General features: G+C 36.8%; 22 protein-coding genes and 1 riboswitch. Of the genes, 6 read left to right on the top strand and 16 right to left on the bottom strand.

Annotated features, from left to right (window positions below; genetic code table 11):
* Positions 1-63: 63 nt before the first annotated feature.
* Positions 64-1,248 (bottom strand): MFS transporter, encoded by a 1,185-nt coding sequence (locus QOS06_RS01835; protein WP_085680236.1) that lies wholly within the window; start codon positions 1,246-1,248, stop codon positions 64-66.
* A gap of 168 nt (positions 1,249-1,416) precedes the next feature.
* On the opposite strand from QOS06_RS01835, the gene QOS06_RS01830 reads away from it, so the two are divergent.
* Together QOS06_RS01830 and QOS06_RS01825 are read left to right on the top strand one after the other, a co-directional pair.
* Positions 1,417-4,305 carry a YfhO family protein gene (locus QOS06_RS01830; RefSeq protein WP_085680238.1) on the top strand — a complete coding sequence of 963 codons (2,889 nt, stop codon included), beginning with the start codon at positions 1,417-1,419 and terminating at the stop codon, positions 4,303-4,305.
* A gap of 73 nt (positions 4,306-4,378) precedes the next feature.
* Complete coding sequence (locus tag QOS06_RS01825) at positions 4,379-5,104, top strand: potassium channel family protein (protein WP_085680240.1); 726 nt, start codon at positions 4,379-4,381, stop codon at positions 5,102-5,104.
* 45 nt (positions 5,105-5,149) lie between these two features.
* On the opposite strand, the gene ribH is transcribed toward QOS06_RS01825, so the two are convergent.
* From ribH to QOS06_RS01790, 7 genes are all read right to left on the bottom strand, one after another.
* A complete protein-coding gene (ribH, locus tag QOS06_RS01820) occupies positions 5,150-5,608 on the bottom strand; it encodes a 6,7-dimethyl-8-ribityllumazine synthase (RefSeq protein ID WP_085680242.1) in 459 nt (152 codons plus the stop codon).
* Between the two features lie 2 nt (positions 5,609-5,610).
* Positions 5,611-6,792: a GTP cyclohydrolase II gene (gene ribA / locus QOS06_RS01815; RefSeq protein WP_283595426.1), complete on the bottom strand. Its 1,182-nt coding sequence runs from the start codon at positions 6,790-6,792 to the stop codon at positions 5,611-5,613.
* Positions 6,792-7,394, bottom strand: a complete 603-nt coding sequence (locus tag QOS06_RS01810; protein WP_085680246.1) for a riboflavin synthase — start codon at positions 7,392-7,394, stop codon at positions 6,792-6,794. Before QOS06_RS01810 ends, ribA begins: the two co-directional genes overlap by 1 nt.
* Positions 7,387-8,445, bottom strand: coding sequence for a bifunctional diaminohydroxyphosphoribosylaminopyrimidine deaminase/5-amino-6-(5-phosphoribosylamino)uracil reductase RibD (ribD, locus tag QOS06_RS01805; RefSeq protein ID WP_502868062.1), 1,059 nt, complete (start codon positions 8,443-8,445; stop codon positions 7,387-7,389). Before ribD ends, QOS06_RS01810 begins: the two co-directional genes overlap by 8 nt.
* 147 nt (positions 8,446-8,592) lie before the next feature.
* A riboswitch (FMN riboswitch) is annotated at positions 8,593-8,733 on the bottom strand.
* Positions 8,734-8,793: 60 nt separating this feature from the next.
* On the bottom strand, positions 8,794-9,735 hold the full coding sequence (gene rihA, locus QOS06_RS01800; RefSeq protein ID WP_283595425.1) for a pyrimidine-specific ribonucleoside hydrolase RihA: 942 nt from the start codon (positions 9,733-9,735) through the stop codon (positions 8,794-8,796).
* Between the two features lie 157 nt (positions 9,736-9,892).
* Positions 9,893-10,018 carry a hypothetical protein gene (locus QOS06_RS01795; RefSeq protein WP_003666121.1) on the bottom strand — a complete coding sequence of 42 codons (126 nt, stop codon included), beginning with the start codon at positions 10,016-10,018 and terminating at the stop codon, positions 9,893-9,895.
* A 169-nt stretch (positions 10,019-10,187) separates the two neighbouring features.
* Positions 10,188-12,455, bottom strand: a complete 2,268-nt coding sequence (locus tag QOS06_RS01790) for a phospholipase D family protein (protein ID WP_283595423.1) — start codon at positions 12,453-12,455, stop codon at positions 10,188-10,190.
* A 354-nt stretch (positions 12,456-12,809) separates the two neighbouring features.
* Between QOS06_RS01790 and QOS06_RS01785 the strand changes: the two genes are divergently transcribed.
* On the top strand, positions 12,810-13,049 hold the full coding sequence (locus tag QOS06_RS01785) for a helix-turn-helix transcriptional regulator (protein ID WP_152709467.1): 240 nt from the start codon (positions 12,810-12,812) through the stop codon (positions 13,047-13,049).
* Positions 13,050-13,105: 56 nt separating this feature from the next.
* Here the strand turns inward: QOS06_RS01785 and QOS06_RS01780 are convergent, their stop codons facing one another.
* The 6 genes from QOS06_RS01780 to QOS06_RS01755 all read right to left on the bottom strand — a co-directional run bounded on the left by QOS06_RS01780 (position 13,106) and on the right by QOS06_RS01755 (position 22,846).
* Entirely contained in the window at positions 13,106-16,231 is a 3,126-nt protein-coding gene (locus QOS06_RS01780; protein ID WP_283595422.1) for a type I restriction endonuclease subunit R, read from the bottom strand.
* A 53-nt stretch (positions 16,232-16,284) separates the two neighbouring features.
* Entirely contained in the window at positions 16,285-17,376 is a 1,092-nt protein-coding gene (locus QOS06_RS01775) for a restriction endonuclease subunit S (protein ID WP_283595421.1), read from the bottom strand.
* Positions 17,373-18,347: a site-specific tyrosine recombinase/integron integrase gene (gene xerA / locus QOS06_RS01770; protein ID WP_152709463.1), complete on the bottom strand. Its 975-nt coding sequence runs from the start codon at positions 18,345-18,347 to the stop codon at positions 17,373-17,375. The genes QOS06_RS01775 and xerA overlap by 4 nt, the downstream gene beginning before the upstream one ends.
* Before the next feature lie 74 nt (positions 18,348-18,421).
* The gene (locus QOS06_RS01765; RefSeq protein ID WP_283595419.1) at positions 18,422-19,543 is read right to left on the bottom strand and encodes a restriction endonuclease subunit S; all 1,122 of its coding nucleotides are present in this window, start codon (positions 19,541-19,543) and stop codon (positions 18,422-18,424) included.
* Positions 19,533-21,065: a class I SAM-dependent DNA methyltransferase gene (locus QOS06_RS01760; RefSeq protein ID WP_283595417.1), complete on the bottom strand. Its 1,533-nt coding sequence runs from the start codon at positions 21,063-21,065 to the stop codon at positions 19,533-19,535. Before QOS06_RS01760 ends, QOS06_RS01765 begins: the two co-directional genes overlap by 11 nt.
* A 17-nt stretch (positions 21,066-21,082) precedes the next feature.
* Positions 21,083-22,846: a GmrSD restriction endonuclease domain-containing protein gene (locus QOS06_RS01755; RefSeq protein ID WP_271900729.1), complete on the bottom strand. Its 1,764-nt coding sequence runs from the start codon at positions 22,844-22,846 to the stop codon at positions 21,083-21,085.
* Between the two features lie 195 nt (positions 22,847-23,041).
* Between QOS06_RS01755 and QOS06_RS01750 the strand changes: the two genes are divergently transcribed.
* A complete protein-coding gene (locus QOS06_RS01750) occupies positions 23,042-23,533 on the top strand; it encodes a DUF805 domain-containing protein (RefSeq protein ID WP_019251216.1) in 492 nt (163 codons plus the stop codon).
* Positions 23,534-23,592: 59 nt separating this feature from the next.
* Here QOS06_RS01750 and QOS06_RS01745 read toward each other — a convergent pair whose 3' ends face one another.
* Positions 23,593-23,868 carry a hypothetical protein gene (locus QOS06_RS01745; protein ID WP_098035135.1) on the bottom strand — a complete coding sequence of 92 codons (276 nt, stop codon included), beginning with the start codon at positions 23,866-23,868 and terminating at the stop codon, positions 23,593-23,595.
* A gap of 197 nt (positions 23,869-24,065) precedes the next feature.
* On the opposite strand from QOS06_RS01745, the gene QOS06_RS01740 reads away from it, so the two are divergent.
* Both QOS06_RS01740 and QOS06_RS01735 read left to right on the top strand, forming a co-directional pair.
* Positions 24,066-24,296 carry a hypothetical protein gene (locus tag QOS06_RS01740; protein ID WP_003667978.1) on the top strand — a complete coding sequence of 77 codons (231 nt, stop codon included), beginning with the start codon at positions 24,066-24,068 and terminating at the stop codon, positions 24,294-24,296.
* A 139-nt stretch (positions 24,297-24,435) separates the two neighbouring features.
* Positions 24,436-24,747 carry a hypothetical protein gene (locus tag QOS06_RS01735; RefSeq protein ID WP_152719022.1) on the top strand — a complete coding sequence of 104 codons (312 nt, stop codon included), beginning with the start codon at positions 24,436-24,438 and terminating at the stop codon, positions 24,745-24,747.
* Positions 24,748-24,793: 46 nt separating this feature from the next.
* On the opposite strand, the gene QOS06_RS01730 is transcribed toward QOS06_RS01735, so the two are convergent.
* Positions 24,794-25,327 (bottom strand): GNAT family N-acetyltransferase, encoded by a 534-nt coding sequence (locus tag QOS06_RS01730; protein WP_003671015.1) that lies wholly within the window; start codon positions 25,325-25,327, stop codon positions 24,794-24,796.
* Positions 25,328-25,362: the final 35 nt, after the last annotated feature.

Genomic DNA, 25,362 nt, shown 5'->3' with positions numbered 1-25,362 from the left:
GGCTTGTAAAGTAAAAATAAGGTGTTGAGAGAAAATTTTTATTTTCTCCTAACACCTTATTTTTTACGCTTTTCTAATAAACAAACATGCAATCACTGCAACTAATGCACTGATAACAAGGCCGAAGAAAGCGGCTGAATATGAGCCTGCTGCTTGAACAATCCACCCAATTAAGAGCGGACCAACAAAGCCACCAAGCTGTCCACCAAAATTAACAATCCCAATTGATGATCCATAAGTTTTTTCTGATAAAATCTGCGCAATGAAACTAAAGATGCCAGTAAATGCCAATGATTTAACGAAATAGATCAAGACATCAAAGATCACAACACCTACTAATGAGGTGGACTTGAAGAGCCCAAACATGAAAACCAATGTCAGGAATGAAGCAATACTAATCATCCACCGTTCATGCTTCTTAAACAAGTGCACCATCACAAAGCCAGAAATAAATGCTGCAATACCTCCAAAAATAACTGGTAATGGCACTAACCATGCTAAGTTCTTCAAGTTAATTCCCTGTTCTTGCAAGAAATAAACTGGCATCCAGGTTTCAAGTCCCTTAGTAATGATATTCAGCGCAAGTCCAATTACTACAAAGGCCCAGACACGGTGGTCAATCTTTTTCCATTCAATCTTGGAACGCGCCTGCCCATTTTCTTGGCTGCTATTAATTGGCCGTTCTACCAGGTAATAGGTAAGTAAAATAATAAACCCACCAACCCCAAGCAAAACAAAGGCATTTCGCCAACCACTGCTAGCAATAATTGGCACAATAATTAGTGGCGCTACTGCTGCCCCGGCATAATTCGATGAAATTAAAGCAGAAGTTGCTTGTGATTTCTCACTCTTATCATAATTTTCAGAAATTCGTTTTAATGCCGCTGCTGGATATGGCCCTTCTGCAATCCCAAATAGAAACCGAATCGCAATCAAGGCGGCAAGGGACCACGCCCAGCCAGTCACCATCGTCATCAACGACCAGGTAAACAGGGAAATAATCACCATCAGTTTACTGCCAAACTTATCAGTTAAGTATCCCCCAGGTATCTGCATTAAAGTATACCCTAAGAAGAACGCACTGGCGGTTGCCCCTAATGCTGCTGCCCCAACATGAAAGTCTTTACCGATGTAAGCAAGGGAAATATTCATCACTGTTCGGTCAGCAAATAGAATCATATATCCTAAATATAGTAGCAAAAAAGATCCCCATCGTTTTGCTACCGTAAAGTTACCTATATTTTCCATAAAATTACCTCTTTAATATAAAGATCTTTTTTATTGTAATTGATCATTTTAGAACTTACCACCCAAATTCTAAGAATGTCCGCTAAAATTAAGAACGTCACTCTTAATCTTTTTTTGTTAAAATATTAGAGATATCCTAAAAAATGATTGTTAATCCAAGGAGGAATTATGGATTTCTCATTTAAAAAACGACCGGTAAAAAGACTATACGGTGAATATACTATTTTATTCATCTTTTTAGCCTTATGTATTTTCGGGACATATTTAGTTACTGGTCATACTTTTATCCTTAGCAAAGATGCTCTCAACCAGCATTTACCTTTACTAGCAAAGTATCGAGAAGCACTGATTAGCTTCTTCCACCATCCCCGCCTAAACTTCTGGTCATGGCAAATGGGGCTAGGCAGTGATACCTTTCAAGTATATTCTTACTATACAATTGGGGACGTTTTCTCTTACCTTGCATTGCTTTTTCCCGCAGCAAAGATTACCCTCGCTTACCAGGTAATTAATATTATCCGGATGTATTGTGTTGGCCTCGCTTTCGTCTATTTCGCTCAACACTTTAAGTTTCGCAATAGTGTCATTTTGATGGGAGCAACAACCTACCTGGTCAATTCGTTTTTACTCTATGCCTGTATCGCCCAGCCGTTCTTTACCACGCCATTTATCATCTTTCCGTTAATTGTGGTTCAGATTGAGCGGATATTACAAGAAGGATCGCCCTGGCCGCTTGCTGGTGCCTTTACATGGATGCTAGTAAGCAACTATTACCTTGCTTATGTTTTAGGAATTGGTTCATTCCTCTATCTTGTTCTTCGCGTAGGAACACATTATCGTCGCACGCTTAATTATGGGAAAGCCTTGCTTAAACTTTCCTTTGCAACAATTACTAGTGTCCTCTTATCAGCAGTTTTGCTTGTTCCCGAAATTATTGCGGTCACAAATTCAACCCGGACTGGATCATTATTTGCTAATGGTTTAAAAACCTATCCTCTTTACTACTACCTCTTTTTGCCTAAGTCACTGATTAACGGTGGTCAATGGTATTTCATGTTCTGGTCTGCGCTAGGGATCGTTTCAATTGGTTTTATCACCCTTGTTTACATTTATTCTCGTCCCCGAAAGTATCCCCTGCTAACGATTAGCCTCGGTCTTGCCTTAATCATGCTGCTAATTCCAGCAGTCGGCGCTTTCTTCAACGGAATGATGTCAGCTTCTAACCGTTGGACGCTCTTGATCTACCTTCCATTAGCAATGGCCGTCTGTATTCTAGCAGAGAACATTCCAACGCTTGATCAAAAGACAATGGCGGTCCTAAGTTGGGCAACAGGGATTTACCTCATTGTCTTGATCGCAACCTTCTTCTTTGACAATGAGAATGATATTTTTATGCCGGTTATTTTCTTAATTGGCTCCCTAATGGCCATCTGGTTGATTCACTTAAATAAACTTACTCATCCTTATCGGTGGCTACTAGCAATTACAATGTTTAACGCCGGGGTGAACGCAATTTACGCGGCTTTCCCCTATAACGGAGATTTCTCTAGTAGTATGCTGAGTCGGGGAGAGTATCAAGCAATTACCAGCAACCGTTACGGTAACCTTGATCAGGATTTGAAGAATAATTCTTTTTACCGCGTTTCAACAATTAGCCAAAATAAGATTATTGACGGCCCGAACCTTGATAACGACCTTACTTCTGGATTGCATAACATTGATTCTTACTATTCACTGCAAAATAAATATTTGGGACAGTTTAATACAAGCCTACAAAATAACCAGTATCAGGCTAATATCCCCATTCGGCAAGCCGATGATCGGACAATTATGAACAATTTCTTTGGCGTCAAATATCTCTTTGTTCAAAGCAATGGTGATAACGCGACAAAGATTCCCGCTGGTTACTTTTTAGATAAAGCAACTGATCCAGTCATCAATTATGATGAAGGACAGCCAAGCAATCCCCAAAGCAAAGATGAGTTTGTGCCCACGCAAACAATGCGGTACAAAACGAACTATGCTTTCCCATTACTTTACTGGCAAGATAACTACATTAGTAAAAAAGATTATCAATCACTCTCACCAACTGAAAAAGAACGCGTTTTAGCTACCGGTGTTCTGGTTGATAAGCAAGAAAAGCTTCGAGGAATGAAGGCCGCTAATCTCAAGACGCATGTCTATCCCCTTAAAAGCGAGTTAGTTTCTAACCGCTTGAATAAGGTTAACCCGGCTAAGCTGACCTATACCGATAGTGAAGAAACTTATCAATTGCAATTACCAGAACTGCAAAGTAAAAAAATGCAGCAAAAATTAAAGGGCAGCGAGTTGCATATTGAATTTTCTAAGATTAAGTACACTCCTTTCTCCATGAAAGAACAGATTGCCTATGAGCAAGCACATCTGAAGGAAACGGTCCTTAATCCCGGAAATGTTATTAATCAGCGCTATACCCACTATCGCTATTGGCGTTACCACGTTTTAAATGGTTCACCTGATATTAGCTTTAAGCTTAATGTCGGCAGTAAGTTTGGAACTGCTACGATTGAACAGGCGCGGCAAAGTACCCTTTCTTTATTTAAACACGTTACTAATTCGACGCTTAATATTGGTTATTATGATGGCAAACTGCCAACTTCACTCACCTTCCAGCCTTCAAAGCTGGGAACTTATAAGCTCAAATACCGGGTAGTAGCAGAAAAACTAGATAATAATTATTATCGTGAAGTTAAAACATTGCAACGCCATCGTCTAGAGGACGTTAAATTCAAACGCAACCAAGTTCAGGGAACGATTAAAACTACTCGTCCTGGTGTCCTCACCTCTTCGATTCCTTATTCTACTGGTTGGTCAGTGAAAGTTAATGGGAAAAAGACAACTACCTTACGAACAAACCAGGCTTTCTTAGGAGTATACTTACCTGCCGGAACTCATCATGTTACCTTTAGCTATGAGTTGCCAGGAATCAAATTAGGCGTATTACTCAGCTTGATTGGCCTAGGCTGGACCATTCTTGCCGGAATCATTACGATCGTATGGGAACGGAAGCGCAAGTAAAGCAGAATAATTCTTGCATCCCTTTTAAGAGACGCTTAAGATAAAATTAAATCTATGGGCAGGAGAAAAAATCGTGCATAAGAAGTTTACCTATATTGTCTACCAAATTATTATGGCTATCTTAGCCGTTATCTCGATTGGAATGCTGATCGCATATTATGCTAAGCGGATCAATATTGATGCCTACCCTTACAATATGATTGACAATGGGATTTGGTTGGCCTTCTTTACTGATTACGTTATCCGCCTGATTATTTCACCAAATAAACGCGAATTTGTTAAAGATAACATCTTTGACCTTCTATCAATCATTCCTGCCAGCAGCCTCTTCTTTCTCTTCCGAATTGGACAAATTGGTAGAACCTTTCAGATGCTTAAACTCATGCGCATTATGCGTTTAGTCGGATTTACCGGTCGTTTAGGCGTCTTCTTTGAGCGCAATGAGTTGCTCTACTACTTGTACATTACGATTGCTGTTATAATGGTAGCCGCTGCAATGTTTTGCATCTCGGAGAAAGTCTCTTACGAAACAGCCCTGTGGTGGGCAATTACAACTGCTACTACGATTGGTTACGGGGATGTGATTCCTAAGACCGGAATTGGCCGGGCAGCCGCGATTGTCTTGATGCTCTTGGGAATTGGTTTTATTGGGATGCTTACCAGTACGATTACTGAGTTCTTTGCCAAAAAAGACGAACGGAAGATTTCTGCACAATTAGTCAAAATTCAACATGAAAATCGCCAACTAAAGGCTGAGCTAGACGAAATCAAGCGTTTGATTAAGAAAAATAAACGTTAGCAAATAACCTCCATTCAAGGATTTATCCAAGAATGGAGGTTATTTTTAATTTATTTGTCGATTTAACGAAATCATCTCTAGTAAGCTTTGTGCAGTGATCGCTCCTTCATTACCCGCTTTGAGTCCCGCGCGTTGCATTGCCTGTTCAATGTTATCGGTAGTAAGGATGCCAAATGTAATTGGAATATTGCTCGTTAAGTTAAGATTCATTACGCCGCCAGCAACATTTTGACAAATTAAATCGTAGTGATCTGTTTCACCTTTGATAATAGCGCCTAACGTCAAAATGCCGTCATATTCCTTTTTTGTCAATAATTGTTTTGTCATAAACGGAATTTCAAATGCTCCCGGCACATGGTATACATCAACGTTTTCAAGGTCAAACTTAGCTAACATTTCGGTAGCTCCCTGCACTAATTGTTTAGTGACAGTTTCGTTAAAATCAGCAACAACAATCCCGATTTTTGCACTTTGAACATTAAATTTTCCAGTAAATTCTTTCATGATTAAGCCTCCAGATTCAGTAAGTGATGAAATTTATTTTTCTTTGTGATTAAGTAATTCTCATCGTAGTTATTAGGTGCGATTTCTAATGGTATCCGTTCATTGATTTCAATATCGCCAAGTTGTAATTGCGCAATTTTATCGGGATTATTAGTAAGTAGGTTAATCTTGGTTATCCCTAATTGATGTAAAATCGCAACTGCTTGGTCATACTGCCGTTCATCAGGCGCAAAACCTAATTTTTCATTGGCTTCGACAGTATCATAGTCGTGCTCTTGTAAATAGTAAGCTCGCAACTTATTTGCTAAACCAATTCCTCGTCCTTCTTGACGCAAATAAATAATAATCCCGCTGCCGTTTTTCTCAATTCGGCGCATTGCTTCATGAAGTTGAGGACCACAATCACAGCGAAGGGAACCAAGAACATCGCCAGTAAAGCATTCTGAATGCAAGCGAACCATTACAGGAGTAGTTGGATCAATATCTCCTTTTATCAGCGCTAGATTATTGTCATCAAACCATCGTAAGCGAAAGTCCCCATACTGAGACGGGAGATGCACCTCTTCTACTGGTTTGCTCGCTAGACTTTGCCGGTATTCCTGAAGTTCTTTGATCGTAATGATGGGTAAGCTAAATTCGGCTGCTTTCTCATGGAGTTCAACTGATCGTGCCATTTCACCATTGTCTTTTAAAATCTCACAGATATAAGCAACTGGTTCCACTCCAGCCAAGCGCGCAAGATCAACCGCAGCTTCAGTATGTCCATTTCGTTCTAATACTCCATTTTTCTTGGCGACCAAGGGAAAGATATGACCTGGCTTGTAGAAGTCTTCGTTCTTAGCAGTTGGCGCGGCAAGATGAGTAATGGTGCGCCAACGATCAAAGGCTGAAATTCCGGTAGTCGTTGAATGGTGATCAACACTAATTGTAAAAGCTGTCCCAAACGGATCCGAATTATCAGCAGTCATCTGTGGCAATTTCAGTCGTTCAGCTACTTCCGGTGCCATGGGAACACACATCAATCCACGGGCATACTTAGTCATGAAATTAACCTTTTCGGGAGTAGCTTCACTAGCAAGCCCCACCAAATCGCCTTCTGCTTCGCGGTCTGCATCATCCATGACAATTGCTAAACCCCCTTCTTGCAAATGCTTAATCGTTGCTTGAATTTTCTTTACATCCATTATTTTCGGCCTCCTAGTAAATTTGCGACTACATATTTGCCTAAAATATCGGTTTCTAGATTAACTTCATCCCCTACTTTAAGCGTATCTAAGTTAGTCACGAGTTGAGTGTGCGGAATCAGCCCAACCGTAAACCAGTCATCACCAGTTTCCATCACTGTTAAACTTACGCCATTAATCGCGACACTTCCTTGCGCTACCACTTGACCATGCAGGCGTTGCGGAAGACTAAATTGCACTTCAATAGCATTTTCATTGACAGTCCGCTTTAAAACTCGTGATAGTTCGTCAACATGCCCCGTTACAATATGACCTTCTAGCCGTGCGCCGATTTGCAATGAACGTTCAAGATTTACCAGGGACCCTTTTTCCAAGTTTTTGAACGTTGTCTTTTCAAAGGTTTGTGGCATTAATGTCGTCGTAAATTGATTGTTGTTGATTTCTACGACCGTTAAACATGTCCCATTTACCGCAATTGAATCGCCAAGTTGCACGGTGGTTAAAAAATCATCACTATGAGGTTCAACCACCAATTCAATCGTTTCTCCATCTTGGGTAATTTTTACTATTCGTCCCGTTTCCGCAACTAAACCACTAAACATTTTCAATCTTCCTTTCTGCAATCCTAATATTATTTTCTAAGATTTTAATTTCCTGATGGGTAAAATTCATTGGGCAAGCTAGTTTCATGCCGCTAACACCTTTTTTGCCAAGCATGTGGGGAGCTATGTATGTAATAAGCTCTTCAAATAAGTCTTTCTGTAAAAATGCTTGATGAATTGTCGGGCCACCTTCTACATAAACAGATTGAATTTCTTGTCGACCAAGTTCATGTAAAATATCAGCAATTGACCACGTTTGTCGGTAAAATACCCGCACATCTTTAGCAAACTGGCCTTGCATAGTGCCATTTTCCGTAAAAATCCAAGTAGGTGCCCGCCCGTCAGTCAACAAGTGTAAGGTTGGATTAGCTTTTAAACGTCCCCGGCGGTCAAGAACAATCCTTACTGGCGGAAACTTTGTCGGACTAGTCGTTAATAAAGTTGGATTATCGATAATGGCGGTTTGGCTTCCAATCAAGATTCCTTGAAAATTACCACGCTCGGTATGAACCATTTTTGCCACAGTAGAATTAGTAATCGTCGTTCGTTGACCTTTTTCTGCGGCCACGCGATAGTCAAGACTCACTGCTTGTTTTAACGTTACCCATGGTCGTCGGTACAGATAGAAGAAATCGTAATGCGGATTTAAGGCCTGTGCTGCTTCCTTAAGGACGCCCGTTTTGACAGTAATATTTTGCTGTTGAAGCGTAGCAATTCCTTTCCCGGTGACAAGCTGGTGCGGGTCTGTTTCCGCAATCACAACCCTTCTGATGCCCGCGTCAATAATCGCCTGACTACATGGCGGTTGTTTCCCATAGTGATTGCAGGGTTCCAACGTGACATAAAGAGTTGCTCCCTGTAACTGTTTTGGCGTAAGTTTACCTATTGCATCCCGTTCAGCGTGAATTCCACCATATTCGTGAGTATGACCTCGCGCTAAAACTTGACCATTCTTAACAATAACTGCCCCAACACGAGGATTTTTCCAGGTTTCATTGCCGGCCTTTGTTGCTTCAGCGATTGCCATTTGCATGAAATGAACATCTTCCACTCTAACCATCCTTTCCAAAATAAAAACGCCCTAAGATTTTCTCTCGGGGCGTTAAATGGTTACTTAAAAAAACAGCTCGGCAAAAATAAAACCGGATAACATCACTGCTATCCGGGGCTTTACGTTTAAACTGATTGTGTAATTTTTCGTTTTCTTCTCCCATCCAGACTATACTGTCGGTACCAGATTTTCACTGGTTCAACCGTTAACATAAATGCTAACGGGTCACGGACTCCAAGCGTACTTGTTACCGTCGGTTGGGAATTTCACCCTGCCCCGAAGAAAATTAAGTTGTTATATTTACATATAGTGTAACTCTTCACTTTCTTTTTGTAAACAATAAATTAGTTATTTAGAAAAACTTTGTAGGGTATCCATAATCAATTGGATGAATTTCTCACGATCAATATCAAGGAGGACTTCAGTATTTTGGGGCTTATCAGTTAACTGATAGTAGTCACAAACCGTCTCTCCCCGTGTAAGATCGCCCTGAGTTTCAACATCTACATTCATTTTGTCAGTACCGAACATGGTGGGATCAATCAACCAAGCAATCGTACATGGGTCATGGAGGGGCGCACCTTTAAAACCCCATTTTGGATTTTCATGATACTGTTCAAAGAAGTTTAGGAGACCGTGGAAAGCCTGGGCAACTGGATTATTGATTTGCCCAATTTGCTTAATCTCATCCTTCATAATCTGAGCTTTATGGGTTACGTTCAACGGTGCCATTACCAGAGGCAGGCCGAAGCTCATTACAATCTTAGCTGCTTCTGGATCAACAAAAATATTAAATTCAACTGATGGTCGCCAATTGCCAAGTCCCATTGCCCCACCCATGAAGACAATTTGATCAATCTTTTCTTTTGCCAAGTCGGGATAGACCCGCAAGAATAAGGCTGCATTTGTCATTGGACCGCTGACAACTAGAGTGACTTTCTCATCACTTTCACGAAGAGTTTTAGCGATCAATTCAATAGCCGGAATTGGTTGAACTTTGAAATCGGGATCAGGAAGGTCCGCACCATCTAAACCCGTCTCCCCATGAACTTCCGGTGCAGTTTCAAGCGGCTCAACCAGCGGAGTTTGATTTCCCTGAGCAACCGGGATATCTTCACGATGGAGTAAAGTTAACATCCGCATCGCATTATTTAAGGTTTTGTCCGGTGTTTGATTACCAGCAGAAGTTGTTACGGCAAGGACATCAATCTTCGGTGAAGCAACAGCCATCGTTAATGCCAATGCATCATCATGTCCGGGATCGCAGTCAAGAATTATCTTTTTGGTCATTTGTTATCGGCATCCTTTCTTTGTGAATTGCAATTATAGCGGTTACATTAATTATAACAAATGAACATTATTCCGTTTAATGTCGATCAATAAAAATTTAAAAAGACATAATAAAAGGACCACCTAATCGTGATCCTTTTCAATATAAGTTATAATTTTACGCTTTCTTTACTAAATAAATTGGTAAAGCAATAGCGCCAGCTAAAAGGGCTAAAATAGTAAACTTCTTCTTTGAATGCTTCTTAGGTTGTGTAGTTTTGTTTTCAGTTTTATTTTTCTTCATAAGAATCTACTCTTTTATTCAAAAACCTATCACTACCTACACTCTTATTTTAGCCCCATTTTGCCTTTACGTAAAAATATATGGGCCAGGTAATTAAAGCAATTATAAATAACCAAACAATTATCTTTTGAAATAGGTTAAGTTTCCAAATATGTTTCATAAGTTCACCTTATTTCTTTTTAAGCCAGCTAAATATCCCATGGCGGTGCGCTTGCTTTTCTTGTGCCTCTGTTAACCGGGTAAGCAATTCAGTCACCTTTGCATCAGTATTTACTTTTTGAGCGTCCCGAGCTACTTCGCTGCTATTATACTTTTGCTGAAGGGTATCACTGTTAAGCCACCGATCAAAATTGGCAACATCGACAATAAAACCGGTACTAGTATATTGATAACTAATTCGATACTTTCGCGGCAAGTATTGGAAGTACCGTTCCATCATCATTGAACCATTATTTCGCGCCGTACTATCTGAAACCTTATTAAACAGCTGCTTATTAATCTGTGCTTTTAACTGACCATCCTGCTGAATAAACGTTAGATCAGCACCCACTTCCGCCTGGTTAATCAGCATTGTCCAATCATTCCGACCGACAAAAAGTGAATAGTCATAATTATCGTCAAAGTAGTCTTTAACAAGCTCAAACATCCCAAATTGGTCCATCGCTTGTTTCAAGACATATTTGATGGGATAAAGGTAATCCTTCTCAATCTTTTGTTCTGTCTCCGGCGACACATCATTGAAGAATTTTGCAAGTTCAACTTGGCAATAACGATAAAGCTGATCGTTAGCGCGCTCAAGCAAGTCATTTAATTTAGCTTCACGTTCATCCTCATCCCCGGCAAAAGTTGATTCAAAGCTGAGGTACCATAAACGACGCATAATTTCCGGTTTAAGGGAAAATTGCGATTTACTATCACCCTCACGACGATTCATCGTAAAAATAAATGATGGGAGGGGCTGAGTTAAACTACGATTGTTAGTAATTTCTTTAATGAAGCGATCAAAATATGGCCGTGTCGTTAAGTCAGGACTAATATCATCAATCATCATCGGATTAACAGGACCAGCACTATACATATAATCGCTTAAAACCGTTGTAATAGTCATATTGATATTGGACTTTCCTAATGCATAATTTTTAGCATCAAAAACACCGCCATCAAGGAAGTTGCCACTCCCCGTTAGCTTGGCTGCTAGCCGCTTTCCCAACGTCGACTTTCCGGTCCGTCCTTGACCAATCAAGGCTACTCCAAGGGGTACATCTTCGCGCGATTTACTACTTGGCGATAATTCATACATATTCCGGATTTTCCATAGCCAAGGCGCCTCAAATAGGAAACACATGAAATCACATGCCTGCCACCCCTCGCCGACTTCTTTGTAATTATCGTACTCATGGGCAATATCGCTAAATAATTGAAGCTGTTCACGGAGCCGGTCACCCGTTAAATTCGATGTTATTAATTCTGACTTTACATTATCGCCAACACGGGGCGCTTCAAATAACTGACCATTGTTATAAAACAAGACCGGCTTAGGGTAGAGATCTTCTTCACGGGTAATCTTTCCTGAGCTATCATCGTTTCGAGACACATGTTTAACTACTTGGGTAAGGCTATAGAGTTCTTTCCCGATATTTTCGAGGTTGCGTTTCTTATAGCCAGCATTACCAAAGAGCTTGACAGTTTGGGCAACACTCAATTTTTCTGGAGCTGATAGTTTCTTTAATTCCTCGTCAGAACTATACTGATCCTTATATTCTTTTACTTCTTCTGCCGGGATAATCACCGCATCCTTGTCACCGGTATCCTTGTTTTTCACCATATTCACCGTATCGGTATAGACATTAATCTGAAGTTGCTCTTTATTTTTCGCCTTAATGAACCCGGCCATTTTCTTTGCGTCCAGATAGGTAGTCGCATGGCGAAGGTTATCGTTGAACATCTGGACATGGCATTGATAAAGTGGATCCTTCTGCATTCCATAATCACTGTCGAGCTGTTCTAAATTATGATGAATTGCTGCTTCAGTTAAATTCATTGAACCGGCAAATGAGAGATACCGGTCGTCACTTGTCATTAAGTACATTTTGGTATGAATTAATTCTTGCTTTGTGAATAAAAGTCGCAAGCTCCCATCTAAAATTCGCTTCGTAAATTCACTATCAGGGTGTTCATAACCATAATTGACAAATTCAGTCCGGTCATTTAACTGCCTTATCCGTTTGCCAATTGATTCTTTTCCATTATCGCTTAAGCCAAGGATCAAAGTGACCTTATCATAACGTGGTAATAGTTGCTCCTCAATAAACTTAATTGAAGAAACAAATGAAACGCCCCTAAATTCAGTTGGCTTTTCAAGGTGTTCGCCTGCAAATTTCCAAAAATCAGCATCAGAAATTAATTCTTGTTTAGTGTAATCTAGGATATCTAACATGTGACTCGCCTCCTTTTAGTTAACTTTCAAATTATATCATGAAAAAAAGAACCACCCGCAAGTGATTCTTCGGATAAAAATTAGTTCTTCTTTGCCAGCTTATATAGCAAGTACATTGGCCAAATTAAGGCTCCTGCGACAAGTGTTAATAAAACAATCTTTTGGTTCTTTGACAAGTTATGACATGGACACTTCATATTTAATCGCCCCTTTGTTGATCAGTTAAGTTAATTATAACGCATTTGGGCGATAATGTAAGGAAGCGATTTCAGGCTTAAAGAATTTATAAGTAGTAGTGTTTTAATTTAAGCTATAATTAAAACAGATTAATTTTTGAACTTGGGAGATAGTAAAATGACAAAAATTCCACTGCCAACTATTGGTGAAATTTTACAAGAAGAATTTATGATTCCACTGGATATATCACCAGTAACTTTATCAAAGAAAACCACTATTTCTTTAGAGCAAATTGACCATCTTTTGCATAATAAATTAGTAATTGATGCGGATATTTCGCAACAGTTAGGACAAGGGTTTCATGTCTCTGACAAGTATTTCTTGAAATTGCAAAAAGATATTGATAGCCGAAAATAATTGAGTGGTAAAATGACTGGTTGTTGTAACAGCAATTAGTCTTTTTACTTTAATAATCAGCTCTCTTGAGAGGCCATTTGTTCAGCTTGCTTTACTACGGTCTTAATTGCATCTGGAGCAATATCAGGTGGATAACCGTACTTACGTAATAGATGTTTAACTGCGACACGCATTTTAGCACGAACATTGCTGCGCCGCTCCCAATCAACCCCTGATTGTTGCTTTACAGTCTTTACTAATTCAGCAGCGATGAGATGTAACTTTTCTTCTCCTAATTCTTGAACAGCTTTCTCATGATCAGCTAAAGCATCATAAAAGGCAACTTCTTCTTTTGAAAGTCCCAGATTCTTACCTTCTTGTTGTTCTTTATTAATTTCCTTAGCCATATCAATTAACTTTCTAATTACAATTTCACTGGTAATTCCCCGCTTATTGTAATCATCAATTGACTCTTGAAGTAATTCCTCAAACTTCTTACCTTTAACAATATTCGTTTTTTGGTAGGCTTTTACTTGCCCTTTTAATAGTTTCTCTAAAAGAGTAATTGCTAGATCTTTCTCAGTAATTTCATTTACTTTTTCAAGAAATTGTTCTGAGATTAAATCTAAGTTAGGGCGTTCTAATCCTAGGTCACGATAAATGTCAACGTTCGGCTCTGAAATAATTGATTGATCTAATAGTTGTTGCATTCGATAATCGACTGAGCTATGAATCTCCTTGCTATCGTCTGGATTATCAGGAGCCTCAAGTTTAGTTAAAAATACTTTAACCGTTTTAAAAAATGCAATCTCCGCGCTTAAATCTTGGGCTTCAGGCTGTGTTGAAACTAATGCATAAGCTTTTTGAAGTTCTGTTACTACATCAAAGAATTTTTGTTTTGTTTCATCGTCCTCTGCAGCTAATTCATTTACAACACGAGTAACTGCCTTCTGACGAGTTTGGCTATCATCAGAATCAAATTCTGAGTAATCAATCCCATATAGGAAATCTTCTTTAATAATGTCATATTTCTCTTTTAGAAGCATTAGTGCACGATCAACATTAATTCCAACTTTTCCTTGGTCATCTTTTGTGTATACATTTAAGGCAAAACGAAGGGCATCAGCGATTCCGATGTAATCGACAATTAGCCCACTATCTTTATTCTTAAACACCCGATTAACACGAGCAATTGCTTGGATAAGATTATGTCCTTGCATTGGCTTGTCAATGTACATGGTATTCATGCTAGGAACATCAAATCCAGTTAGCCACATATCAACAACTATTACAATTTGTAATTCGTCATCGTTATCTTTCATCCGTTGTTGTAACGTAAATCGGTCTTGTTTGCTTGTCTTAAATTTAGCAAATTCTGGGCCATCAGAAGCATTAGACGTCATAATAACTTTGATTTTTCCCTTATGAATATCATCATTTATCCACTCAGGACGTAATTTTGCAATTTCATTATATAGCTTTACTGCATTTTGTCGTGACATTTCAACAATCATCGACTTACCAAATTCTTCCTTTTGTCGTAATTCAAAATGATGAACAAAGTGTTGGGCTATTTTTTTTAACCGTGGTTTTGCACCGGCAAGGGCCTCTAATCTAGTAAATGCCCGATTCCGTCGCTCAGTTTCTCTAAGATTAGGATCGTCATTAATACCAGCTTCTTTAATTAACTTTTGATATTCATCAATTGCATTGTCCTTAAGCTTTAATGGGAAAACGTGACTTTCATAATAAATCCGGACCGTGGCATGATCATTAACTGCTTGAGTAATATCATAAACATCAATGTAATTTCCAAACATTGCCACGGTAGATTTATCTTCAGTATTTATTGGTGTTCCTGTAAAACCAATAAACGAGGCGTTAGGAAGAGCCTCACGCAAATATTTAGCATATCCATAACGAATACCATTATCGGTTAGTTTTGCTTGCATTCCATATTGAGACCGATGAGCTTCATCAACCATTACGATAACGTTAGAACGGTTTGTAAGTATAGGCATATGTTCTTCACCTGCGTCAAAGTTTGGTGAGAATTTTTGAATTGTACTAAAAACAATCCCGCCAGAATTCTTACTCATGTATTTACGAACTTCTCCTCGTGATTCAGCGTGATCAGGGTTTTGTTGTAGATATTCATGAGCAGTCGCAAAAGTACCAAATAACTGATCATCTAAATCATTACGATCATTAATTACTAAAATAGTTGGATTACCAAGTTTACGAGCTACTATTCCAGAATAAAAGACCATCGACAAGGATTTACCAGAACCAGTGGTATGCCAAACAACACCAATTCGTTTGTCATCAGGGTCAGCCAATACTTTTGATGTTCTTTTTACAGCTTTATTAACCATATAGTATTGATGATATGCTGCTAAAATCTTGATTGTCTTGTCTCCATCACTTTCAAAAAGAATAAAATTCTGAATGATGTTTAATAAATCAGATGGGGTAAGCATGTATTTTATCAATACTTCTAATTCCATCATTGAATCGTCAATATCTACATTTTTCGGCTCGCGCCACCGCATAAAGCGATCAATTCCTGCTGTTAATGACCCAGCTCGCGCATTAATTCCATCAGAAACAATTAAAATTTCGTTATATTGCATATAAGAAGATATCTCTTCTTTATAAGTAGAAAATTGGGCAAAAGCTTGTTGAATACCTACATTCGCATTTGCTGGGTTCTTTAATTCAAAGGTAACTAAAGGAAGCCCATTAATAAAAAGAGTAATGTCTGGTCTTCTTTCATGTTCTCCTTGTTTCATTGTAAATTGATTTGTTGCAACAAATGTATTGTTATCAACGTTTTTAAAATCAATCGGATACAAAGTTATAGTTCGGTCTTCACCTTTAATTGATATTTTTACTTTTGCTCCGCCGATAATTAATTCATGAAGCTTATGGTTATTAAGCATCATATCTGGGCTATCTGCTAGCATCTCAAATTGATGAATGGCATTACGGTATACTTCATCATTAAACCCAGGATTTAATTTGCGTAAGGCGTTTTCTAATTGTCCTTTTAAAATAGGCTGTGTATGGTCATTATTTCTTTCAGCATCTATTTCTACATTCGGACTAGTATAACTAGCACTTTTGTAGACTTGATAACCTACTTCATCAAGACATCTTAAAGCAATGCCCTCGATATTTTCTTCGTTAAGATAACTTGCCACAATAAATCACCTCTTTCTGTTTGATTTAGGGAGATAAATGATAATTTAGTTGCTTAAAAAAGTTTACTTAAAAGTTCTACTTTTATTTTTTCTAAAGAATGATTTTCTGATTCAATAATTCGAATGTTCTTAAAAATGGGATTAATAATAGTATCAAATCGGGCTAATTTGTCTTTATCTGGAATCGATATACTTAATGAATTGAGATTCTTTTGTGAGATCTTTTTTTGAACTGCACCAGTGACGATACTGGTAATTTTTCTTTGTTTAAAAAACAAATATAACCATTCTGTTGATACGTTTTTACCTTGCAGAACATGAGCATGATTATTAGGCCAAAATTTTCCAGAAATATATTGAAGAATTGGATATCCATTGTCATCTTCAACAGTGCCATCTTCTCCTAGTAGTAGATAAATACCGTCAAAATTGTATTTATTTATATAATCATTAACGGATGTAGCACCTATATATCTATATTTACCTGGAATGCTCAATCGTTCCTTCTTTGACAATGGTTTTCGCAATCTGTCATAGTTACTGATGAAATTTCCGATCATTTCATTTCCCGAATTAATATTTGGAAAGTATTTATTAAATAAAGCTGTAGCAAGTGAGATTAAATTATCATTTATCTGATTATTTAATTCTATTTCTCGATCTAATAAATTCAATTTTCCAGAAATATAATTTTGTTCTTCAAAGGAAGGAATTTCAAATTCTAAATTACCAAAATCATTTTTATTCAAAATTGGCATAGTACTTCCCTGATTACTTCCTATGAAATGAAGCAACTCTCTTTTAGAAATTAATAGATAATATAGATATAATGGATTAACATCATTTCTAATAAAAGTAATTGAATTTAGTTGCTGATTCGTAATTATAGCTTCTTTATTAAAAATTGTTTTACCCATGTTGGATCCTATACATGAAACAGAAATACTTGGTCCGCTTACTATATTATTCTTTAATCCTCTTACTCCTTTTTCTGATAATTGCCGTGCAGTAATATCTGAAAATCGTTGCCCTTTCAAATCACTTGGTGTTAGAAAATTCATTGTGTTTCCATACGCATCTTTTTCATTTTTGGGAGGAGTTTTTCCGGTTATTATCTTTCCAATCTCTTTTAATTTTATTTTCATCCAATATACCTCCTATGTGCTATCTTTACATTTTGTTGTTTAACCATTGCATAATGCAAGGTTGTGTCTATTCGTTTATGTCCTAAAAGACGCTGTAATTGTTCAATTGGCATTCCCTTATCTATTGCTGTTGTAGCTAACGTTCTTCTAAATTTATGTGGATATACACGCGAAATTCCTAATCTTTTACCTAAATGCTTTAATCGTGATTCAACTCCCCCAATTGTTAATCGTGTATGTTTCTTATATAACGAAACGAATAATGCTTCATTACTATCTGTACGAGTATATAAATATTTCTGCAAATGCAATTTAGCCCTTGCATCAAAATAAGCAATTCTTTCTTTACTACCTTTACCAAAAACAACACATTCACGCTCTTGGAAATTAATATCGTCTCTATTCAACAATACCAATTCTCCAACCCGCATACCTGTTGAAGCAAGAAAATCAATCATTGCTAAATCACGAATATTCTTACAATTATCACGTAACTTTTCTAGTTCTTCGTCAGTATAGGTTTCCTTCACAGTTGTTGAAACCTTAACCTTATGAATCCTTCTTACTGGACTCTTGATAATATAGTCCTCATCTTCTAACCAGTTAAAAAAACTGGAAAGGATTCTTCTAATGTTATCAATAGTTACCTTACTAGAGTTATGAACTTCTTGATAATTAGTCAAATAGTTACGGAGCTCATCTGTTACAATTTCTTTAGCATTTTTACCAATTGAAGACAGAGCTTTAGTAATAGTAGTTTTATAATACTTTAATGATTTTTCCGAGCATCCTTCTGCTCTTTTAGAGGCAAAGTATTTAGTAAGCAGCTGCTGGTTATCCTTATGATCATCTACTTGTTTACTTTCCGTAGTAATTAACTCATCTAACGCATTTCTTAGGCATAATAATTGTTGGTTATTCAAGTATGGTAACATTTTTTGAATCAATTTTTCAGACTCTACTCTTCGCATGAATCAATTCTCCGTTTTTGAAAAATAATACACCACAGAGAGTTGCTTAGTAGATTAAATGATAATTTAGCGGCTTAAAAATATTTATTTAGTAGCGTTTCTTTTAAAATATTTAATTTAATATTTTCGTTTTGAAGTTCAAATATTTTAGCAAAAATAGGTTTTGCAAAAATCATATATCTGCTAAGAAGCTCTGCTTTTGGAACTAAGATTGGCATTGATTTAAGTATTTTAGAATTAATCGCTTTTGCTATAGAAGATGTACTACCTAAAGTTTCAAAAGGAAAATTATCCAGATAAGTATATAAAAATTCATAAGGTAGTGTACTATCTTTGAACTGTGCTATTGCTTCATTAGTAACCATATCTTCAATAGATATTTTTACACGGCCAATAGTTAATTTAAAACTTACCATTACTGTATATTGAGGAACTACCTGGATATTAAACTTTTGAATTGCTTTTTCTGTTAGATGTTCTTCAGCATAAAATGCAAAGGCGCCCTCCCTTTTCATATCTTTGATTGATAGCCACTTGTAGCCATCTTTAAATGAAAACCATTGATTTTGTTTTCTAGGAGGAGTTTTGCCTATTTTGATATTTGCAATATCACTTGCTTTGTTGATTGGCTTTTGATCACCAAAAATATGTCTAAAAAAGTTTCTATTTAACTTCTCTAAATTATCATTTATCTGATTATTCAAATATAATTTATTCTCAAAGGGCTTAATTATATTAACAATCTCTCTTTGAATATTTATAGATGGTAAATCAATCATTAAAGATCTTAACGATTTCAATCCTACATTTTTTATTGTAGTTCCTGTAGCCATATTATTTAAGATGTTTTGGAAATTGCAAGACTCAAAATATAATTTTAAATATTCAGGAGTTATAATATCGGTCGAACATTCAAAAAAAGCAACGCTTTTACTTAAAATTATAGATTCACCATTATATATTGCTGTATTTCCCAAAGTACCATTTATGGAAAGTAATACTGTCTTTTGAGGTATTAAATTAGGATTGTATTTTAGGTATTCAGCTTTTGAAACAGACCTTGCGTTACTTAAATCAATAAGTTCACCTTTTAAGTTATTGCCATTTATAAAATAGAATTCATTATTTTTACAATAGTTTGGCGTACCATGTAATCCATCACCAATCTTACAAATATTGCCTAACCTATATTTCATATCCAAGCTCCTTCAATACATCTTTAATTTGGGCTTGTAACTTGTTACTCTCCTCAAATTGTTCTTTTAATTCACTAGTTAGTCTCTTCATTTTAACTTCGTATGGTTCGCCATCATCTTCTTGTTTAGCAAGTCCAACATAGCGACCCGGAGTTAATACATAATCGTTTTTAGCGATCTCATCTAACTTAGCAATTTTACAAAAGCCAGCAACATCCTTATATTCTTGATCATTTGTACCACGGTAAGCATGGTAAGTATCTGCTACTTTTTTAATATCATTATCATTAAATGCACGATGAGTTCGATCAATCATCTCACCTAAATTACGTGCATCAATAAATAATGTTTCACCCTTTCGCGAGCGTTCATCCTCAGATTCCTTATTCATATCAATAAACCATAATGAAACTGGAATTCCTGTCGAATAAAACATTTTTTCAGGTAAAGCAACAATTGCATCAATCTTATCATCTTCTAAAATTGCTTTACGAATTGCAAACTCTTCTTTATTAGAAGTCGATAAGGCACCGTTAGCTAAAACAAAGCCAGCTTTCCCATCCGGTGCTAACTTACTAATAATATGTTCAATCCAGGCATAATTTGCATTTCCTGTTGGTGGAACACCATATTTCCATCTAGCATCTTCTTGAAGCTTTTCGCCACCCCAGTTTTTAATGTTAAATGGTGGATTAGCCAAAATGTAGTTGAAACGAACACCTTTATGTAAATCATTAGTGAAAGTGTCGCCTTGGTGAGGGCCTAAATCACTATCAATTCCTCTAATCGCTAAATTCATCTTGGCTAATTTCCAAGTAGTTGGGTTAGATTCCTCACCAAATACGTGAAGATCTTTCAACTCTCCCTGATGATGACGAACGAACTCTTCTGATTGAACAAACATTCCACCTGAACCACAACAAGGATCATAAATACGTCCTTTATAAGGCTCAATCATTTCAACTAAGATTTTAACAATTGACCGTGGTGTATAGAACTCACCACCGTGTTTACCCTCTTGACTAGCAAATTCATTTAAGAAATATTCGTAAACACGACCTAAAACATCTTTATCTGTAGATTCTTTAGTTCCAACCTTAATGTCCGAAATTAAATCGACTACTTCACCCAAGCGTGTTTTATCAAGATCTGGTGAAGCATAATTTTTACTCAAAATCCCTCGAAATGAATCATTGCTTTTTTCAATCGCGGTCATTGCATCATCAATTACTTCACCAATTTGAGGTGTTTTAGCAGCATGTTCAATCTTTGCCCAACGAGCCTCTTGAGGAACCCAGAAAATATTATTTTCTAGATACATATCTGGATCTTCTGCATCTTCAGGATATTCTGTTTTTAAAAGCTCTTGTCTTCTTTCATCAAAGGAATCCGACGCATACTTAAGAAAAATTAATCCTAATACAACATTACGATATTCTGATGCATCCATGCTTCCACGCAATGCATCAGCAGCCTTCCATAATTTATCTTCAATATTTAGCTCTTTAGACTTAGTTGCCAAAATAAAAACTCCTATCTTTACATATTTTCATAAAATTCACGCATCTTTTTTGCCATTAAGTGGCGACGTTGATTTAGAAAGTCACTATAATTATGGAAATCATAATCAACTATTTCTTCTGGGATTGCATTTTCACGATTATTTGTTTCTGACATAAACTCTATAATATTCTCATCACTCAAATAGTCTTTAGGTGCTTTGTCACTAATTTCTAAATTCTTTGGCTGAGTAACCCAAACATAATTTGCGATTTGGTTGATATCACCCTTTGAAAAACCATTTTTACGTAAGTATGCTTGTGGAAAAATATGATGAATATTTCCTTCTTCTAACATCACCGTTTCTGTTGATGTATCTTTTGCTAGCCAAGCAGTATCTTTCCCATAGATCTGTGACATTTGAAAAATCCGCCAGCTCGACGCTTGAGTAGATTGAACTCGTAGCATATTTGGCAAAGTTCCATTCCAAAATGAATCATTCATTTCTCGATCTAAAATATCATCCAAAACGTTAATTGGATTTGCATCACGACTAATCATCTTTAGGTCACTTTCTGTGATAGTTTCTGAAGATCCACTGTAACGTCCGGTTAATGCTGACATAATAATCCATCGTTTCAAATATGAAACAATCTTTTCTTGGGAGAGATTAGTACTTCGATGAAGATAAAGAAATAAAATGTAGCCAAAGTTAAACACTCCATGCCCTACTAATCCAAGTTTGCCACTATTCCGCATCCCCATATCACGAAGGATCATCAAATAACGTTGAAAATTAGATTTATTAAAGACTAAGGTAGCCCCTGCTTGCATTTTTGCGTAGTTAGCCTTCATTCCTTCTTCACTATAATTTCGTGCTTCAAAGTCACGTCCAGAAATTAAGCTAACCATATCTGATAATTTTCCACGTTTAAATGAAGTTGCCAAAATTAAATGCAGAATATCTGCGTACCTAGGCTTATATATTGGATTTACCTCACTTGCAATCCACTTAATTTGATTAAACTCTTTAGTGTTAGCAAAGTCAGAATCAAATTTCACGATATTTTCTAATAAATTTGGATCATTCAGAAGCTGTACAAAATATTCAATTTGTTTTCTTAAGTTATTACCGCCGTGAATCGTATCCGCAGATAAACGTGACATTGCTAAATCCGCAGATGATAAGGAAACACCTTTTGAGTTAATTCTATTAAAAATATCAGTAACCGCACCAATGCTTAGGTTATATCCTAGTTTGATATCACCTATTTCAGACTGCCGAATTGCAAGCAATTTCTGTAAAGTAGCCCCTAAATCTTCTGGTGCCATTCCTAACTTTTTTGCATTATCTGTTACATACGAATAAGAATTAAAATCTGACTTAAAAATATCAGAAATGTCATTTATCCATAATGGATCTTTCTCAATTGCGCTGTTTAAAGTATTAAACTCTCCAGTACTTGGTTTAAATGATATCTTTATTCGTTTAGTTATGTATTGTTGAGATACAACCTTTTCGCCACTGAGAGCTGCTTTTAAAGCTGTCAGTCTCTGCTGTCCATCAATAATAATCTCTTTATTATTGGATGATGAATCATTCTTTAATCCTATTGCCGGATTTTGCCATGTAACGATATATCCAATAGGATAACCATTATATAGTGAATCAATTAAATCTCTAACCTTTGCTGTGGACCAAACAAATGGACGTTGCATTTCTGGCAATCCAATTTTCCCCTGTTTAATCCAACCAAGAATTTCTTCTATCGTTACATTATCAACATGATAGTTTTTTACCATACTTTATATCCTTAAAATCAATATTTATTACAATTAGTAATCCTATAAATTATATACTCTAAAGTAAAGTGTGAAAAGTTAGCATATTAATGCACCAGTTATAGCTATGATTTTTCTCCTCCCCAAATCATAAGTCAATCTACATCCCCCCAAAATGCTATAATCAAAGCAAACCTATCAAAGGAGGAGAATTGTATGTTTGAAGCTTACAAATACTACTGGGAAAACGCCTTTAAGTACCGGGCTACTTCAACGCGGGCGGATTTTTGGTGGCCAGTATTAGTTAATTTCATCATTTTTGTTATTTTATATTTCTTACTAGCAATCGCTGGTTTTGCTTCTGTCACTTCGATTATGAATGGCTATAATCGTGGCGTTGGATTCTTAATTTTCTTGCTCTTCGTTATTGCAGTATTCGCTATTGCTATTATTATTCCCGGAATTGCTATCTGTGTCCGGCGGGTTCGCGATACCGGTTTGACTGGCTGGACCGTATTGGTTTTCTGGTTACTTTCCCTTATTTTTACAAGTAACGACAGTGCAGTGATGGAAACTATTTCCTCAGTCATTGATATAATCTTCTTAGTGATTCTCTGCTTGCCAACTGGTTACGTCAATAAACAAGGTTGGTGGAGCGCTAACTACGACAACGATGTTAAGGTTCTATCATTACGAAACAATAATTAAATTAAAAGAGCTGGTGCCTCAAAATGCAGCATCAGCTCTTTTAATTTAGTCAATTTTAATTATCCCTTGTAAATAGGTTGGTATGAACCCCGCAAAGTGATCTTATCAAGTCCGTTATCGAGGTTGTACTTATCGTCACTAAGCTTCTTTTCCCGGTAACCTGCCCGTGAAAAAGCTTCGACTAAGTGTGCCATAAATTCTTGACCACCTTCTGCAGTTTCATAAATCATGTGGTCAATGTATTGTGGCATATTTGTACTCTTCCGCAATAAAGTGATTAAGTACACCTGCTTATCAGTCTTGTTAATTTCTGAGGTATTTTGCATCAATGACATATCTATTTCCTCCTATTCAATCCAAGAATTCTCTTCCTACTCATATTATAAATTATGTACAGGATTAGTCAAAACTGTTTATCAAAAAAATGAGCGAAAACACGAATAAGTTAATTTAGAAAATAAATGTCCTCCTGTAAAATATAATAATATTTTTACCCTAACCCTGTAATTTTCGTTAATTAAGTGTTACTATAATGGCGAAAGGAAGCATAATCATGGAAATTAATGCAGATGCTCTTAAGAACTTCCAAGATTCGAAGTTCAATTTTGTAGATGCAGATGGTAATGATGTAGACTTTGATAACTTGGACGAAAGTGTAAAGTACACTCTTCGTGACGGTGAAACAGTTGTTGAAGATGATATGCATGCCAAGGACGTTGTTGATACCATTAATAATGAATATGGTAAGACAATGAACGTTTAATTTCTTGATATGTAGAATTAAAAATGGGTTCCTATCATTTAATCTTTGATGGGAACCCATTTTTTGACTATCTAAATTGCTTCTCTTGCCCAAGAGTTCTAAAATTAAAGATAAATTGAAAGATAAGGGACTCTTATTTATGATGAACATTTTATTAATCATCTTAACAGCAATTTTTATTATCGAAAGTATTTTTGAAGTTCGTTATTTTTACCAAATTCGAACCATTTTTAATCAATCTGACCGTATTGAACCTACTAAACGAGTTCAGCGAATCGTCACAATTGAAACTCAGTGGTCATGGATTTCATGGATCTTCTTACTCTTACTGTTTGTTTTACCAGACATGTATACCGCTATTCTCATCTGTGTCATTACCCTTATTGAAACATGGGTAGTCTACGAACTTTACAACGCTCGCGAATATGCTAAGAAAATTAATGAAAAATAATAAAAGTAAAGAGGAAGGTGTTACAAGCTTAACGCCTTCCCCTTTTTTATGCTACACGCACTTTTGTTAACAGTTCATAAACATAAGACAACTCACTTGGACGAAAGGCGCCATGGAGGGTCCCCACTTTTTTAAAGCCGCTCTTAGTTGCGATCCGTTGCATTGCCATATTATTTTCATTTGTGCTTAAACGAATTGATTTGATTTCTGGACGCTCGGTCTCCAAATACTCAATCAAACTCAAAAATAATTTGGATGCATATCCTTTTCCTGCGTGCCGTGAATGAATAGCTACGCGGTGGATTACAACATAATTTTCAGTATTAATTAGCCATTCCCCGTTGAGTTTGTCATAAAAATGATCCGGTGCTTCAACAATTGCTAACGTGCCAACTGTTTGTCCATCATCTGCTTTAACGAGATAAGCATAACCATTCTCGATATCTTCTTTTACGTGGGTAACGTTCGGATAATCCCCCTGCCATTGATCAACGCCCCGCTCAGCTAACTGGTTACGTCCATCACGTAAAATATCTACTACTACATCTAAATCTGCCATTGTTGCTTTCCGGATTTTCATTGTAATCCCTCCTTAAAATCGTTGCTTATAGCTAA

Origin of the sequence: Limosilactobacillus sp. DJ3M12, from assembly GCF_947381695.1 — a bacterium.
GTDB lineage: Bacteria > Bacillota > Bacilli > Lactobacillales > Lactobacillaceae > Limosilactobacillus > Limosilactobacillus kinnaridis.
Note: the sequence above shows the minus strand (reverse complement) of the source record. Positions and strands in the feature narration are given on the sequence as shown.

Coding starts and splice junctions, on each gene's coding strand:
- QOS06_RS01835 (WP_085680236.1), bottom strand. CDS start 1,248: ATGGAAAATATAGGTAACTTTACGGTAGCAAAACGATGGGGATCTTTT.
- QOS06_RS01830 (WP_085680238.1), top strand. CDS start 1,417: ATGGATTTCTCATTTAAAAAACGACCGGTAAAAAGACTATACGGTGAA.
- ribH (WP_085680242.1), bottom strand. CDS start 5,608: ATGAAAGAATTTACTGGAAAATTTAATGTTCAAAGTGCAAAAATCGGG.
- ribA (WP_283595426.1), bottom strand. CDS start 6,792: ATGGATGTAAAGAAAATTCAAGCAACGATTAAGCATTTGCAAGAAGGG.
- QOS06_RS01810 (WP_085680246.1), bottom strand. CDS start 7,394: ATGTTTAGTGGTTTAGTTGCGGAAACGGGACGAATAGTAAAAATTACC.
- rihA (WP_283595425.1), bottom strand. CDS start 9,735: ATGACCAAAAAGATAATTCTTGACTGCGATCCCGGACATGATGATGCA.
- QOS06_RS01795 (WP_003666121.1), bottom strand. CDS start 10,018: ATGAAGAAAAATAAAACTGAAAACAAAACTACACAACCTAAGAAGCAT.
- QOS06_RS01790 (WP_283595423.1), bottom strand. CDS start 12,455: ATGTTAGATATCCTAGATTACACTAAACAAGAATTAATTTCTGATGCT.
- QOS06_RS01785 (WP_152709467.1), top strand. CDS start 12,810: ATGACAAAAATTCCACTGCCAACTATTGGTGAAATTTTACAAGAAGAA.
- QOS06_RS01775 (WP_283595421.1), bottom strand. CDS start 17,376: ATGAAAATAAAATTAAAAGAGATTGGAAAGATAATAACCGGAAAAACT.
- xerA (WP_152709463.1), bottom strand. CDS start 18,347: ATGCGAAGAGTAGAGTCTGAAAAATTGATTCAAAAAATGTTACCATAC.
- QOS06_RS01765 (WP_283595419.1), bottom strand. CDS start 19,543: ATGAAATATAGGTTAGGCAATATTTGTAAGATTGGTGATGGATTACAT.
- QOS06_RS01755 (WP_271900729.1), bottom strand. CDS start 22,846: ATGGTAAAAAACTATCATGTTGATAATGTAACGATAGAAGAAATTCTT.
- QOS06_RS01750 (WP_019251216.1), top strand. CDS start 23,042: ATGTTTGAAGCTTACAAATACTACTGGGAAAACGCCTTTAAGTACCGG.
- QOS06_RS01745 (WP_098035135.1), bottom strand. CDS start 23,868: ATGTCATTGATGCAAAATACCTCAGAAATTAACAAGACTGATAAGCAG.
- QOS06_RS01740 (WP_003667978.1), top strand. CDS start 24,066: ATGGCGAAAGGAAGCATAATCATGGAAATTAATGCAGATGCTCTTAAG.
- QOS06_RS01735 (WP_152719022.1), top strand. CDS start 24,436: ATGATGAACATTTTATTAATCATCTTAACAGCAATTTTTATTATCGAA.
- QOS06_RS01730 (WP_003671015.1), bottom strand. CDS start 25,327: ATGAAAATCCGGAAAGCAACAATGGCAGATTTAGATGTAGTAGTAGAT.